14 protein-coding genes and 5 tRNA genes are annotated in these 14,872 nt (G+C 35.0%); all 19 read left to right on the forward strand.

Going from position 1 to position 14,872, the window contains the following annotated elements:
* Positions 1–362: 362 nt before the first annotated feature.
* Positions 363–3,536: a SusC/RagA family TonB-linked outer membrane protein gene (locus tag R2Q16_RS08035; RefSeq protein ID WP_316736321.1), complete on the forward strand. Its 3,174-nt coding sequence runs from the start codon at positions 363–365 to the stop codon at positions 3,534–3,536.
* 17 nt (positions 3,537–3,553) lie between these two features.
* Positions 3,554–5,002: a RagB/SusD family nutrient uptake outer membrane protein gene (locus tag R2Q16_RS08040; RefSeq protein ID WP_316736323.1), complete on the forward strand. Its 1,449-nt coding sequence runs from the start codon at positions 3,554–3,556 to the stop codon at positions 5,000–5,002.
* Positions 5,003–5,144: 142 nt separating this feature from the next.
* Positions 5,145–5,339: a 30S ribosomal protein S21 gene (gene rpsU / locus R2Q16_RS08045; protein ID WP_231462547.1), complete on the forward strand. Its 195-nt coding sequence runs from the start codon at positions 5,145–5,147 to the stop codon at positions 5,337–5,339.
* Between the two features lie 135 nt (positions 5,340–5,474).
* Entirely contained in the window at positions 5,475–6,359 is an 885-nt protein-coding gene (locus R2Q16_RS08050; RefSeq protein ID WP_316736326.1) for a tyrosine-type recombinase/integrase, read from the forward strand.
* 14 nt (positions 6,360–6,373) lie between these two features.
* Entirely contained in the window at positions 6,374–6,721 is a 348-nt protein-coding gene (gene hpf / locus R2Q16_RS08055) for a ribosome hibernation-promoting factor, HPF/YfiA family (RefSeq protein WP_316736328.1), read from the forward strand.
* Positions 6,722–6,949: 228 nt separating this feature from the next.
* Positions 6,950–7,022: transfer RNA gene (locus tag R2Q16_RS08060), tRNA-Thr, on the forward strand.
* 80 nt (positions 7,023–7,102) lie between these two features.
* Positions 7,103–7,185, forward strand: a tRNA-Tyr gene (locus R2Q16_RS08065).
* An 81-nt stretch (positions 7,186–7,266) separates the two neighbouring features.
* Positions 7,267–7,339: transfer RNA gene (locus R2Q16_RS08070), tRNA-Gly, on the forward strand.
* A gap of 80 nt (positions 7,340–7,419) precedes the next feature.
* Positions 7,420–7,491 (forward strand) — tRNA-Thr (locus R2Q16_RS08075).
* A 121-nt stretch (positions 7,492–7,612) separates the two neighbouring features.
* Positions 7,613–8,800: an elongation factor Tu gene (gene tuf / locus R2Q16_RS08080; protein WP_290240117.1), complete on the forward strand. Its 1,188-nt coding sequence runs from the start codon at positions 7,613–7,615 to the stop codon at positions 8,798–8,800.
* A 56-nt stretch (positions 8,801–8,856) separates the two neighbouring features.
* Positions 8,857–8,930 (forward strand) — tRNA-Trp (locus R2Q16_RS08085).
* Between the two features lie 96 nt (positions 8,931–9,026).
* Positions 9,027–9,224, forward strand: a complete 198-nt coding sequence (gene secE, locus R2Q16_RS08090) for a preprotein translocase subunit SecE (protein ID WP_056092816.1) — start codon at positions 9,027–9,029, stop codon at positions 9,222–9,224.
* Positions 9,225–9,233: 9 nt separating this feature from the next.
* Complete coding sequence (gene nusG / locus R2Q16_RS08095) at positions 9,234–9,773, forward strand: transcription termination/antitermination protein NusG (protein ID WP_316736330.1); 540 nt, start codon at positions 9,234–9,236, stop codon at positions 9,771–9,773.
* A gap of 190 nt (positions 9,774–9,963) precedes the next feature.
* Positions 9,964–11,577 (forward strand): hypothetical protein, encoded by a 1,614-nt coding sequence (locus tag R2Q16_RS08100; RefSeq protein WP_316736331.1) that lies wholly within the window; start codon positions 9,964–9,966, stop codon positions 11,575–11,577.
* Positions 11,578–12,462 (forward strand): hypothetical protein, encoded by an 885-nt coding sequence (locus R2Q16_RS08105; RefSeq protein ID WP_316736333.1) that lies wholly within the window; start codon positions 11,578–11,580, stop codon positions 12,460–12,462.
* A 198-nt stretch (positions 12,463–12,660) separates the two neighbouring features.
* Positions 12,661–13,104, forward strand: a complete 444-nt coding sequence (rplK, locus tag R2Q16_RS08110) for a 50S ribosomal protein L11 (RefSeq protein WP_010601094.1) — start codon at positions 12,661–12,663, stop codon at positions 13,102–13,104.
* Between the two features lie 19 nt (positions 13,105–13,123).
* Positions 13,124–13,822: a 50S ribosomal protein L1 gene (gene rplA / locus R2Q16_RS08115; protein WP_316736350.1), complete on the forward strand. Its 699-nt coding sequence runs from the start codon at positions 13,124–13,126 to the stop codon at positions 13,820–13,822.
* 2 nt (positions 13,823–13,824) lie between these two features.
* Complete coding sequence (rplJ, locus tag R2Q16_RS08120) at positions 13,825–14,346, forward strand: 50S ribosomal protein L10 (protein ID WP_231462586.1); 522 nt, start codon at positions 13,825–13,827, stop codon at positions 14,344–14,346.
* A 64-nt stretch (positions 14,347–14,410) separates the two neighbouring features.
* Positions 14,411–14,788, forward strand: coding sequence for a 50S ribosomal protein L7/L12 (gene rplL, locus R2Q16_RS08125; RefSeq protein ID WP_025143257.1), 378 nt, complete (start codon positions 14,411–14,413; stop codon positions 14,786–14,788).
* The last annotated feature ends 84 nt before the right edge of the window (positions 14,789–14,872 follow it).

Raw genomic sequence — 14,872 nt, forward strand, 5'->3', positions numbered from 1 at the left:
TTAATTTGTCGTTTTTGGTGTTTTTGTTTGATTATTTTTTGTTTTTAGCATGTTTTATAAAATAAATATGTTAAAAATTTTATTTTATTTTTTGTTTTTGATTTTTTTTCTTTCTTTTATGAAATCAAAACCTAAAACAAACTAATCTTTTAACCAAATATCACTTTTTAGTGTAAATCTTTTCGATTTACGTTTAATTATGTGGTGTTTTTTTATTTATTGTGTTTTTTAATCGTATCCGAATGGATTAATGTGATGTTTTTTAAGCTTTTTAGGCTTATTGATCGATTATGTTAGGTTGATTTTGTAAAATGAATACAATTTTTCTCTAAATAATTAATCAATAACCTAAAATTACAAGTATGAAAGAAAAACTACTCGTTTTATTCCTTCTCGCCTTTATGAGCTTTTCGGTTCAGGCGCAACAAAAGAAGATTACCGGAAAGGTAACTTCTGTTTCGGATGGTTTACCGCTCCCAGGTGTTTCAGTTAGTGTTCCCGGTGTTAGGATTGCTGCCCAAACCGGTGCTGATGGTATGTACTCTATTTCAGTTCCGAATAACACCACTTCATTAATTTTTCGCTTTGTTGGATACGAAGCTAAAACCGTAAGTATTAAATCGGGCGTAGTTAATGCGGCTTTAGCTGAAGAAAGTAATTCTTTGTCTGATGTGGTTATCGCAGGTTATTCAACTGTAAGAAAAGCAGATAATATTGGCTCTATTGCCACAATTACTGGTAAATCCTTGGAAAATAAACCCGTTCAAAGTTTCGATCAGGCATTAGGTGGTCGAGCTGCCGGTGTTCAGGTTACCATTCCAAACGGTGTTTTAAATAATCCTCCGGTAATTCGTATTCGTGGTACAAGTTCTATCTCGTTAAGTTCTTACCCATTAATTATTGTGGATGGTGTGGCAACTTACACAGGCGACGTGAGTGGTTCCAGTGCGCCAGGTAATGCGCTTTCTAGTATCAATCCAAATGATATCGAACGTGTTGAGGTTTTGAAAGATGCAGCAGCCTCTGCAATTTATGGCAGTAGGGGTGCTAATGGTGTAATTGTGATCACAACTAAAAAAGGTAAGCCTGGAAAAGCAGTAGTTTCTTACGATGCTTGGGTAGGTTCTACAAAAGCAAGAGGTTTACCAGAGCTTTTAGATGCATATCAATATACTGATTTGAAAAATGAGGGCTTAAGAAATGCTGGAACTTTTGATAATACAAATACTAATGTTGCGGCGAGAAGATATTTCGCTTTGCAAAATGATGCTGCCGGAAATGTAATTAACACTAACTGGTACGATTACATATATAGAACAGGCTATTCGCATAGTAATTCATTAAGCATATCAGGTGGCTCCGAATCAACAAGCTATTATCTATCTGGAAGTTATACGAAGCAGCAAGGTATTGTAATGAATAATAACTATAATAGAAAAGCCGGTTTATTTAAGGTTGATCATAAAGAAGGAAAAATATTTGTAGTTGGCGGAAAAATCTCTTACTCGAATGAAGAAAATTTATCAGCAACTTCTACAGGTTCTTTGGCTGGTGAGGCTTTTGGTACAGGTGGTTTAGGTAGGTTGGCAATTGTTACCGCACCTAACGTATCGCCATATAATGCAGATGGTAGTTATAATGTTTTCAATGCAACAACAATAGGCAGAGGTGCCAATGTAGGTTCTGATGTTGGTTTTTATAATCCGGCAGCGGTTTTAAATTTAGATAGATCGAATAATGAAATTAACCACATACAATCAAATATTTATTTACAAGCAAATATTACGCCGTGGTTAAATGCAAAATCGGTTTATGGTATCGATTATATTTTTTCAGATAATGATTCTTTTTCGAATCCTATAAATGGTGGAGCCGCTGCTTCAGGAGGTTCGGCATCTGAAAGTCTTAATAAAAATAAACGCTGGGTTTTAACAAATACAATTCAGGCCGATAAAACTTTTGGTGAGAAACATAATTTCTCTTTATTATTAGGTAACGAGCAACAAAGAAGTACATCTTTAGGGTTTGGTGCTTCCCGCACAACCTTATCCGATCCGGCATTTAACGTTTTTGCCGCCGGTTATGCTACGCCTGCTATTAACGTGGCAAACATGGGTGAAAACTATTTAGTTTCATTTTTTAGCGCACTTACCTACAATTACGATAAGAAATATTACATAAACGCTAATATTCGTCAGGATGAATATTCTGCTTTCGGTGCTGATAACAAAAAAGGTGTTTTCTATGGTGTTGCTTTAGGTTGGGAGATTGCTAATGAAAAATTCTGGTCTAAAATCGGGCTTGATAAAACATTCTCAAGTTTTAAAATTAGAGGTTCATACGGAACTGTTGGTAATACTAGTGGTTTAGGTAACCTTGCATCTTATTCATTTTATTCTACTGGATTATACAATGGAGCTGCTACATTGGTGCCTAGCCAAACAGGAAATGATCAGATTGGTTGGGAAGAAAGTAAAAAATTAGATCTTGGTTTTAATTTTGGAATCTTAAACGATAGGGTTACTGTTGAGGCAGCATATTATAAAAATAAATTAGATGGATTAATTTATAATGTTCCGCAAGTACCTTCTGCTGGTTTGCCAAGTACGCCACAATTAAATATTGCATCAATGTATAATAAAGGCTTTGAGTTTGCGATCACGGGCGATGCTGTTCGAAATGAAAACTTCAACTGGAGCCCATCATTCAACATCTCTTACAATACAAATAAAATACTTTCCCTATCAGATGGTTTAACACAATTTATTCAAGCAACCTCATCTTTGGAATCTGCCAGCATTTCACGAGTTGGCGGTCCGCTTGGGATGATATATGCGGTTCAAACTGCCGGTGTTGATCCGGCTACAGGTAGAAGAATTTTTATTGAAAGAGCTACAGGAAGAAAAGTTTTGTATCAACAAGTTGCGCCTGCTGGTCAATTCCGTTATTCGTATGAAGATGGAACGGAAGCGAGAAATGGTATTTCTTTAAATAATGATGGTATTCCGTATAAAAATACACAACCAAAGTTTTCTGGTGGTTTCGATAATACTTTCAGGTATAAACAATTCGATTTAGGATTAACATTTACTTATCAGCTTGGTTTCTACATTTATTATGGTACAAATTCAGGTTTAAGGGATCAGCGTTTCTGGAACAATTCTACTGATATGTTAGCCAGATGGACCACTCCAGGGCAAATTACTGATATTCCAAAGATAATTAATGGTGATAATGTTTCCAATGGTTCTTCCTTTCCAATTGATGTTAACGTATTTAAAGGCGACTTTTTAAAGCTTAGAAGTGCAAGTTTAGGTTACACATTACCCAAAACAATAACATCTAAACTAAAATTAGCAAATGCCAGGCTTTATGTAAGCGGTAATAACTTATTTATATTGACAAAGTATCCTGGTTCCGATCCTGAAGTATCATCAAACGGAAATTCAATAGGAGGTAATGCATCACAAGGTGTTGAAAGAAACTCTGTAGGTAATGGTCGTGCATTTACCGCAGGTTTATCAGTTAGGTTTTAGTGTAATCATTTATAAATATGAAAAAGAAATTAATATATATAACTTTTATTGCAATTGGATTATTTGCAAGTTGTAAGAAAGAATTGCTAACGCCTGAATCGCAAACAGCAGTAGCAACTTTAGATTATGCGCAATTTTCTACAGTTGGAAGAATTCAAGGCCAGGTATTAGGTTTGTATGCTGGCTTAAGAGCGGGCGATTTTTATGGCAGTCGTTACCTTATCTATAATGAGCTGCGAGCTGATAATTTTTTAGCTCAAAGTAGCAATTCAGTAACCGCCTATCAAACCTATAATTATACACTTGGAAATGGCGCTCAAGAAGTTACCGATTTTTGGGCATCAGCTTACAGTACAATAAATAGATGTAATTTATTTATTGAAGGGATGGCGGCGAGAGGTGCTTCAATTGTTGGAGCTGATGTTGCAAGAAATTATGTGGCAGAGGCAAAGCTTGTTAGGGCAATAAGTTATTATAGTCTGTTGCAACTATACGCCAGGCCATATTATGATGGGCAGGGAAGTAAACCGGGATTGCCATTGCGTTTAACAGGAAATTCGGTTGCCGGAAATTACGATTTGGCAAGAAGTACTGTTGCTCAGGTTTATACTCAAATTTTAAAAGATTTAAATGAGGCAGAGACTGAATTGCCTTTAACTTATGGAGTAGCCGTAACAAATGTTACAAGGGCTCACCGTAATAGTGCCATCGCTTTTAAAACAAGAGTATATTTAACTATGCAGAGATATGCTGATGTAATAACTGAGGCTAATAAAATTGTAAGTACAACTGCGCCATACACTGCAACATCAGGTGTAACATTGGCTTTGCAGAGCGATATTACAAATGTTTTCAAGACTCCTTACACAACCAGCGAATCTATCTTGTCAATGCCGTTTGTAACAGGTACAGAAGTTGGAGGCGGTCAAAGTGCATTAGGTTCGTATTTTTTTGGGGTTAAGCTTTATTCATTAAATCCTACAGGTATAATTGGTGATGCTGGTTATAAAGCCACCGATAGAAGAAGAAGTTTTATTACTTTATCTGGGGGATTGCCATATATGTCTAAGTTTCCAACGCTAGCTGCAGCTGGTTATGCGGATTATGTACCAGTAATTAGGTATGCAGAAGTATTGTTGAATTTAGGTGAGGCCAGAGCAAGAAGTTCTAATACGCTTGATGCGCAAAGCATTGCTTTATTAAATTCGGTAAGGGGCAGATCTGACGCAACTACAGTTTTTACTGCAGCAAATTTTGCAAATCCTCAAGCCTTGTTTGATGCTTTCATGACAGAGCGTAACATAGAATTTTTAGGAGAAGGTTTACGTAGCCCGGATTTGTTGCGTTTAGGTTTAACGATTCCTGGTAAAGGAAACGTTGCGGCCGTTCCAGCAACATCATCACAATACATTTGGCCAATATCTGGAACAGAATTATTATATAATAAATTGATGACTGATAACTAATTAGTTTTTTGATTAATTGAAGCAGTTTAAGGCGGAGGCCTTAGCTGCTTTTATTATTTTATCGCTTTGCTAAAAAAGTTTTTTCATTTCGGATAAAATTCTTATGTTTGCAGTCCCAAATGAGAGGAGGTATTTCAGCGTTATGATCATCATTAATATTAAAGACGGCGAATCATTAGATAAAGCCCTTAAACGTTTCAAAAAGAAATTTGAGAAAACTGGAGTTTTAAGAGAACTACGTAGCCGTCAGGCATACGAGAAAAAATCTGTAGCTCGTCGTACTGAAATTAAACATGCTGTTTATATTCAAAACATGAATCAAGATACAACTATCTAGTTGTTAACGATATAAGATTAATTATGCCTTCAAGATATTTCTTGAAGGCATTTTTTTTGTAAAAAAATCCTTAATAATTTCTTAATATTAAAACAATTAGTAACTTCATTCTAGTGCAGAACTAATATCAATTGTATGTTGCTGAACAGTTTTCTTACATATCTACAACACGAAAAACGTTATTCTCAACATACGGTTACTGCCTATAAAAAAGATTTGGAAAGTTTTGAGGCCTATCTTAAAACTGAGTATGAAATTCAATTTGAAGAAGTAACCGCCATTCATGTTCGGGGTTTCATGGTTTCACTGATGGAAACTAAATCTTCAGAAACCACCATCAATCGTAAAATATCTACTTTACGCAGCTTTTATAAATTTTCACTTCGTGAAGAAAAGATAACTAAAAACCCGATGCAAGTTATCCGGGCTCCAAAAATGCCAAAGCGTTTGCCTGTCTTTATAGAAACCGAAAAGATAAATCAACTTTTAGATAAAGATGGCATTTTTGACGAAAGCTTTGCGTCTACTAGAGATAATCTGGTTATCGAATTGCTCTTCGGTGCCGGTATTCGTTTGTCAGAATTAATACAATTAAAGGAAACTGATATTGATTTTTACGGCGAAACCTTAAAAGTTTTAGGTAAAAGGAATAAAGAACGAATCATACCTATAAATAAACAGCTTATAAATCAGTTAAATAGTTATTTGCAGTTAAAAAAGTTGCAGAAATTTAATAACAATTTGTTTAACTTAATCGTTACCAATACAGGTGCGGTGGCATATCCAAAGTTAATATACCGTATTGTGAGTTCTTATTTAGCGTTGGTATCCACAAGTAATAAAAGAAGTCCGCATGTTTTGCGCCATAGTTACGCAACAAGTTTGCTTAATGCTGGTGCAGATTTGAATGCGATTAAAGAGCTTTTAGGGCATGCAAGTTTGGCTGCTACACAGGTTTACACACACAATTCAATCGAAAGATTAAAGACAATTTATAAACAAGCCCATCCAAAGGCATAAAAAAAGGAGGAAAAATGAAAATCGGAGTTCAATCAATCCACTTCAATGCAGACAGTAAGTTGTTAGATTTTATACAGAAAAAGGCAAATAAGCTGGATCAGTTTTTCGACCAGATTATTAGCGGTGAAGTGTATTTAAAATTAGAGAATGTAGAAGACGAAGCCAATAAGATAAGCGAGATAAAGCTGATTGTGCCAGGTGGAACTTTATTCGCTAAAGAACAATGTAAATCATTTGAGGAAGCCACAGATTTGGCAATTGAATCGTTAAGAAAGCAAATAACCAAGCATAAAGAAAAAACAAGGAAAAAAAATAGTGAACAAAAAAATGCTTTAATCGAAAGCGAAATATCTGATTATTAAGCAACTATTTTGCTGAAAAATGTAATATGAAATAGCAGGCATTTAAACCTGCTATTTTTTTTTAAATTTTATTTTGAAGTGAAATATAAGTGTGTATATTTGCATTCCATTTCGGAGAGGGGGTTACCTCAAAAAGAAATGGTTAGTTCTTTAAAAAGATAAAATTTTAAAAATATACGTTTTGATGTGATAAATGAAGATTTTTCGTATCATTGCACAAAATTAAAAGCCTCCTTAGCTCAGCTGGTAGAGCAACTGACTTGTAATCAGTAGGTCATTGGTTCGATTCCGATAGGAGGCTCTTTTTTATTTTAGATTGACGATTTTAGATTAACGATTGCAAGATCGGATTCATAAATCGAAGGTTGTAGATAAAAAGATGGGGAGATTCCAGAGCGGCCAAATGGGACAGACTGTAACTCTGTTATCGCAAGATTTCGAAGGTTCGAATCCTTCTCTCCCCACAAATTAATTTTAGATTTAAAGATTTTAGATTGACGATTGAAAAATCGTAATTTGTAAATCTCAGAATCGTAAATTGAAAAGCGGAAGTAGCTCAGTTGGTAGAGCGATAGCCTTCCAAGCTATAGGTCGCGAGTTCGAACCTCGTCTTCCGCTCTTGGAAGTTCATTAGCGAATTGATTCATTATTAAATAAGATGAATTAATAATAATTGAACTAATGAGCTTTTAAAATAAGCCGACTTAGCTCAGCGGTAGAGCACTTCCTTGGTAAGGAAGAGGTCGTGGGTTCAATTCCCATAGTTGGCTCAAGTAAATAGCTTTGTTAAATCTGTTTTAAAAACAGAAGAGGCAAGGTTTTTTGTGTTGCATTGCAAAAACAATAAATAAAATTAATAAAAAGTTAACCTACTAATTAGTTATAAATAAAATGGCAAAAGAAAAATTTGACCGCAGTAAACCGCACTTAAACATCGGTACAATCGGTCACGTCGATCACGGTAAAACAACTTTAACAGCAGCTATTACAAAATGTTTAGCTGATGCAGGTTTATCTGAGGCACGTTCATTCGAATCTATTGACTCTGCTCCAGAGGAAAAAGAAAGAGGTATTACAATCAATACAGCTCACGTTGAGTATTCAACAGCTAACCGTCACTATGCACACGTTGACTGTCCAGGTCACGCGGATTATGTGAAGAACATGGTAACTGGTGCTGCTCAAATGGACGGTGCAATTATCGTTGTTGCTGCTACTGATGGTCCAATGCCACAAACTAGAGAGCACATCTTATTGGCTCGTCAGGTAGGTGTACCTTCATTAGTTGTATTCATGAACAAAGTGGATATGGTTGATGACCCTGAGTTATTAGAATTAGTTGAAATGGAAGTTCGTGAATTATTATCATTCTATGAATTCCCAGGTGATGATATTCCAGTAATCCAAGGTTCTGCATTAGGTGGATTAAACGGTGATGCTAAATGGGTTGGTAAAATCATGGAATTAATGGAAGCTGTAGATAACTACATTCCAATCCCTCCACGTTTAACTGATTTACCTTTCTTAATGCCTGTTGAAGATGTATTCTCAATCACTGGTCGTGGTACTGTTGCTACAGGTCGTATTGAGCGTGGTGTAATCAACTCAGGTGATCCAGTTGAAATCTTAGGTATGGGTGCTGAGAACTTAAAATCTACAGTAACTGGTGTTGAGATGTTCCGTAAAATCTTAGATTACGGTGAAGCTGGTGATAACGTAGGTTTATTATTACGTGGTATTGAGAAAACTGATATCCGTCGTGGTATGGTAATCTGTAAACCAGGTTCAGTAACTCCTCACACAGATTTCAAAGGTGAGATTTACGTATTGTCAAAAGCAGAAGGTGGTCGTCACACTCCATTCTTCAACAAATATCGTCCTCAATTCTATTTCCGTACTACAGACGTAACTGGTGAAATTTCATTAGCTGAAGGTACTGAAATGGTAATGCCAGGTGATAACGTTACAATCACTGTTAAATTAATTAACGCGATTGCAATGGAAAAAGGTCTACGTTTCGCTATCCGTGAAGGTGGTAGAACAGTAGGTGCTGGTCAGGTAACTGAAATCTTAGCTTAATTTTAAGCTTTCATAATACAAAAAGAGCTAGTTTAGGCTAGCTCTTTTTTATACACACGGGAATAGTTCAACGGTAGAATAGAGGTCTCCAAAACCTTTGATCAGGGTTCGAATCCTTGTTCCCGTGCCAAAAATATAATGATTGAATTGGTGAATGTTTTAATGATTGGATGTTTTAATATTCTCTCACGCTCACTAACTCAATCATTTAATCATTAAAAGAAATATGGCTAAAGTAGTTCAGTTTATAAAAGAATCGTACGATGAAATGACCCAAAAGGTAACTTGGCCTACATGGGGAGAACTTCAAAACTCTGCAGTTCTTGTTTTAGTAGCCTCTTTAATTATTGCATTAATTATTTTTGCAATGGATAAAGGTTCTGTTTTTGTGTTAGATACTTTTTACAAATCACTTTCTAATTAATATACTATAATGAGCGAATTAAAGTGGTATGTTGTAAGAGCAGTAAGCGGTAAAGAGAAAAAGGTAAAACAGTATATTGATGCTGAGATTAGTCGTTTAGGATTTACTCATTTGGTTCCGCAGGTTTTAATCCCGATGGAAAAATATTACCAAATGAAAGATGGTAAGAAAATTGCCAAAGAACGTAACTTTTATCCTGGTTATGTTTTAATAGAAGCCACTTTAGATGGAGAGTTAGAGCATATCATTAAAGGCATTAACAGTGTTATTGGTTTCTTGGGTGATAAAGCTGGCAATCCAATTCCAATGCGTCAGGCCGAAGTTAACCGTATTTTAGGTGTGGTTGATGAAATGAGTGAGCAAGGCGAAACAATGAATGTTCCATATTATGTTGGTGAAAACATCAAAGTTATGGACGGACCATTCAACGGTTTCTCTGGCGTTATCGAAGAAGTTAACGAAGAGAAGAAAAAATTAAAAGTTATGGTTAAGATTTTCGGTCGTAAAACACCACTTGAACTTAACTATATGCAAGTAGAAAAAGAGTAATTAGATTTACGGTTGTAGATTTACGAATTACGATTTAAAATATTAAAAAGCTTTCCTCAAAAGGGAAAGCTTTTTTCGTTTACATGACATTGTTAATTTTATTCTTAATAGCTATATTCGTTTAACTCATCTCTCAAAAAAGCTATTAACTTCTTAAATGTAAATTAACAAAATGAGGAAAAATTACGCCTTGTTAAAGCAGTACGTCTTTGCTTTAACCCTATTATTTGCGATTACAATTATTATTTATTCTTGTAAGAAAGAAAATAACAAGAATGTAGAAACGGCCGAACTAAGCAATTGGTATAATAATCAAACTAGACAGGTAAGAAGTATATTTTCTGAAATGAAACCAAATTGGAACAAAACCTACTTGATTGAAAATGATAGTTTGCGTATATACGAGTTGGAATTGGACAACCCAAAAAATATTTTTCAGGTTAAGGGTACTTTGGAAAAGAATACTGAAGATAAAGTAAGAACATTTAATAAAATTAAATTATTGATCTTTAAAGATAAGCGGAATAACAACATCTACTCAGCGTACATGTCAATAACCAATGATGTTTCTCAACAAGAGTTTGATAATATACATTATACCCAAGTAAAGAATTTAAGTGGAGAAGTTTTATTTTTTAATTTAAAAGGCTCATTTGTTAATGGTTGGCAATATAATTCGGGCAAAATTGTGAAGAAAATATCTTCAGGTACACAAAACAAAAAAATTGATATTGCAAACCTAAAGCTTAATCAGTTAAATACTTTACCAGGCGCTAAGGGGTTAGGTAGGGAAAGACTTCAATTAGGTGGAGGGCAAAGATGCTATGAATACTTGATAGCAGTGTATGGGCAATCATGTGTTGGCGCAGGTAATTACACGCAATGCGAATACTATGTAAGGGGTTGGCTGCCAGTGGTATATTGTGACCCTGATCCTTATGCAGAATACCAAGATCCTGAAACAGGAGAATGCCACTGGAATTCTCCTCCAAGCACCACTGATATGGGTGCTTTCTATGATTGTAATGGGGATTTAAATGGTGGTGCCTATATGGCAGAGTGTGGCTGTGTTAGCGGAAATACGGGGATACAAAGTTGTGCTCAAAAAGTCGATGTTGATCCTGACGCTCGAGAATGTTTGAAAAATATTAAAGCAGCGCTCGAAAGTTTGGGTATGAAAAATACTAGTAAGAGTGCTGGATTGATTTCAAACATTTTAAATAAACTAAACTTAAGTACTGGCTCCGACTTTAATGCGATAATTACAGAAGGAAATTTAAATAGTGGAATTGCTTCAACTACATTTATAACTAATCCAAACTCATGGGGTAGCCAAGGTTATGTATCAAAAATTAATTTTAATTCATCATTCTTGAATACTGCATCCGAACTTAGTACTGTAAGAACTATGATACACGAATACTTACACTCATATTTCGATTGGAATTTATACTTGATAAGAAGCGGACAAAAGAATGCTGATCCAGACTTTGAAAAAGTTTATACACTTTTGTTTGACGAAGGTGGAACACCGATTCCAGATGCGTATGGAAATGCAGCGCAACATGAGCAAATTGCCAGAAGTTTTACATCTGAGATTTCTGGAATGCTAAAGCAATATGCAATTATTCAGAATATATCTATGCCGGCTGATCCACTTTATTTTGATAAAATGGCTTGGGGTGGCCTTCAATATACATCTTTATATAAATTTGCTCCAACAGGAACGACTTATACTAACAGTGCGGAACAAGGAAATAGTTCGGCAACCATAACTACTGCTTTAAAATGTAAAACAAATTAAATGAGACATTTCATAATATTGATTCTTTTACTATGTAAGGTACCTACCTTTGCACAAAACATTTATAATAGTATAAAAGAAGTCGTTGTAATAAATATTGATAGTAATTCGAGATCTTTTTTTAGTGCCAAAAGTAATAATGGGAAAGAAATTTATGTTTTAAATTATCGATTAAAACTAGACAAGGAGTATCATAGCCGAATTGGTGATGATGCGGATATGATGTTTACTTTCTACATTGCTCCAAAAAATAAGCTTCAACTGAAAATGATCACAAATCCAGATGAAGTGTTTAAAAACAAAATCGTTAACCCTGTAGATGCTGAAAATAAATTCACAGATGGAGATTATATCGATAATTTTGATTTCGAGCCGATTTTAAAAATTAAGACTAATTATTATGCATTCAGTAACGCAACTATTCTAGGACAGGGTTTTTTAATCGAAGAAGACCCACAATATTTTCCAAAGTTTGGCGCTAAATCATCTAAATTTAAAATAAATCTGCTTTCAAAGCCTTATTCATCTAAAGCCATCGATTCTCTACGTCAGATTATTTCAAAGGATTCTTCAGCATTCAAACCTTTTGGAACTTGGGTAGATGATTTCTATGATAAATGGTTGATTAAATCAATTAATCGTAATAACAAAGAAATTGATTTTTGGATAAGTCTAAAGCCAGTCCACGATATGGATTTCACATTCGGCCGAGTAACATCAGAAATTAAATATAAGATCGGGGTAGGAGTAACCGAGTTTTCAATTATTCCATTTGAATCTGAATTTAGTAAAGATTATTTTGGTGATGTAAAGAATCCTGTAAAGTTTTATTTTAAAGAATTTATCAACTTAAAGGAACTAATTAACGCTTATTCTAAAAATTAGCTATTTTCTGCGAAATGCTAGAATGCAATGCTCCAAATCAAATTCCTATTGGTAAATATATTTTTGCTAATGTATTGTAGGACTGCAAGATTATTCATATCTTTGCAGTCCTTTTAGTTTTATAGGAATTGAAAGGAAAATAAATGTTACATGCTTCCAATATTTAACATTGAGTTTTAAATAAACAAAAAACACAAAATGGCAAAAGAAGTCAGTGCAATGATCAAATTACAGATCAAAGGCGGAGCGGCAAATCCATCGCCACCAGTAGGACCTGCATTAGGTGCTAAAGGTGTTAACATTATGGAGTTTTGCAAACAGTACAACGCTCGTACCCAAGATAAAGCAGGTAAAGTATTGCCAGTTGTAATTACTGTTTATGCTGATAAGTCATTCGATTTCATCATCAAAACCCCTCCGGTAGCTATCCAATTAAAAGATGCTACTAAATTACAGAGTGGTTCTGCTGAGCCTAACCGTAAAAAAGTTGGGTCGGTGACCTGGGACCAGATTAAAGTTATTGCTGAGGATAAAATGCCTGATTTAAATGCATTTACAATCGAATCTGCAATGAGTATGGTTGCTGGAACAGCACGCAGTATGGGAATCACCGTTTCTGGTGACGCACCCTGGAACAATTAATTAAACAAAGTTTACAACAGTGGCGAAATTAACTAAAAATCAAAAAAAGGCACATGCTAAAATAGAAGCTGGCAAAGCTTATACTTTGAAGGATGCTGCTGCTTTGGTAAAAGAAATCACTACAACTAAATTTGATGCATCAGTAGATATTGATGTTTCATTAGGTGTAGATCCGCGTAAAGCCAATCAAATGGTACGTGGTATTGCTACTTTACCACATGGAACAGGTAAAACTGTACGTGTTTTAGCTTTAGTAACTCCTGATAAGGAAGAAGAAGCAAAAGCAGCTGGCGCAGACTTCGTTGGTTTAGACGAGTATGTTGCTAAAATTGAAGGTGGTTGGACCGATGTAGACATTATTATCACAACACCGGCTTGTATGGCTAAGGTAGGTAAGTTAGGACGTGTTTTAGGACCGCGTAACTTAATGCCAAATCCAAAATCTGGTACAGTAACCAACGAAGTTGGTAAAGCTGTAACTGATGTTAAAGGCGGTAAAATTGATTTTAAGGTAGACAAAACCGGTATCATACATGCCTCGATAGGAAAAGTATCATTCCCGGCAGAAAAAATTTATGAAAATGCTTTAGAAGTAATTCAAGTAATTTCTAAATTAAAACCATCTGCTGCAAAAGGAACTTATTTTAAAAGCATTCACGTGTCTTCTACAATGAGTCCTGGGATTGCAATTGAAACTAAATCAGTAGCGGGGATTTAATCATGAACAGAGAAGAAAAAAACGAAGTAGTTTTAGAACTACAAGGACAAATGCAAGAGTTTGGCAATTTTTATATTGCTGATACTTCTAGCCTTTCTGTTGAGCAGATTAATAATATCCGTCGCAAATGTTTTGAAGGTGATATCGTAATGAAGGTTGCTAAAAATTCTTTAATCCGCAAAGCGATTGAAGGTTTAGATGGCGATGCTTCTGAGATATACGAAGCCCTTAAAGGTTCATCATCTTTATTATTCTCAAAAACAGCTAATGCTCCGGCTAAGTTGATTAAAACTTTGAGAAAGACATCTGATAAACCAGTGCTTAAAGCGGCATACATAGATTCATCAGTATACGTTGGCGATGACCAATTGAATAACTTAGTAAGCTTAAAATCAAGAGAAGAGCTTATTGGCGATATCATTGGGTTATTACAATCACCAGCTAAAAATGTTGTTTCTGCCCTTAAATCAAGCGGTGGCAAAATTGCAGGAATTGTTAAAACTCTTCAAGAAAGAGAAGGTTAACGAACACCTTAAGTTCGCAAATTAAACAAAATTATTACACGTAAATTTTTAAAATCTTAATAAAATGGCAGATTTAAAAGCGTTTGCTGAGCAATTAGTAAACTTAACAGTAAAAGAAGTTAATGAATTAGCTCAAATCTTAAAAGATGAGTATGGTATTGAGCCTGCAGCTGCTGCTGTAGTTGCTGGTCCTGCTGCTGGTGGTGATGCACCTGCTGCTGCTGCAGAAAAAACATCTTTTGATGTAATCTTAAAAGAAGCTGGTGGTCAGAAATTAGCAGTTGTAAAACTTGTTAAAGACTTAACTGGTTTAGGTTTGAAAGAAGCTAAAGACTTAGTTGACGGTGCACCAAAAGAATTAAAAACTGGTGTTGCTAAAGACGAAGCAGAAGCTCTTAAAAAACAATTAGAAGAGGCTGGAGCAGTAGTTGAAATTAAGTAATCACTTAATTTAGCTAAGCTAAAAATGTATTAGACACCGACTGAAAATGTCGGTGTCTTTACCTGTTTATAATCATCTCATTTT

Source organism: Pedobacter aquatilis, from assembly GCF_032678425.1.
GTDB classification, from domain to species: Bacteria; Bacteroidota; Bacteroidia; order Sphingobacteriales; family Sphingobacteriaceae; genus Pedobacter; species Pedobacter aquatilis_B.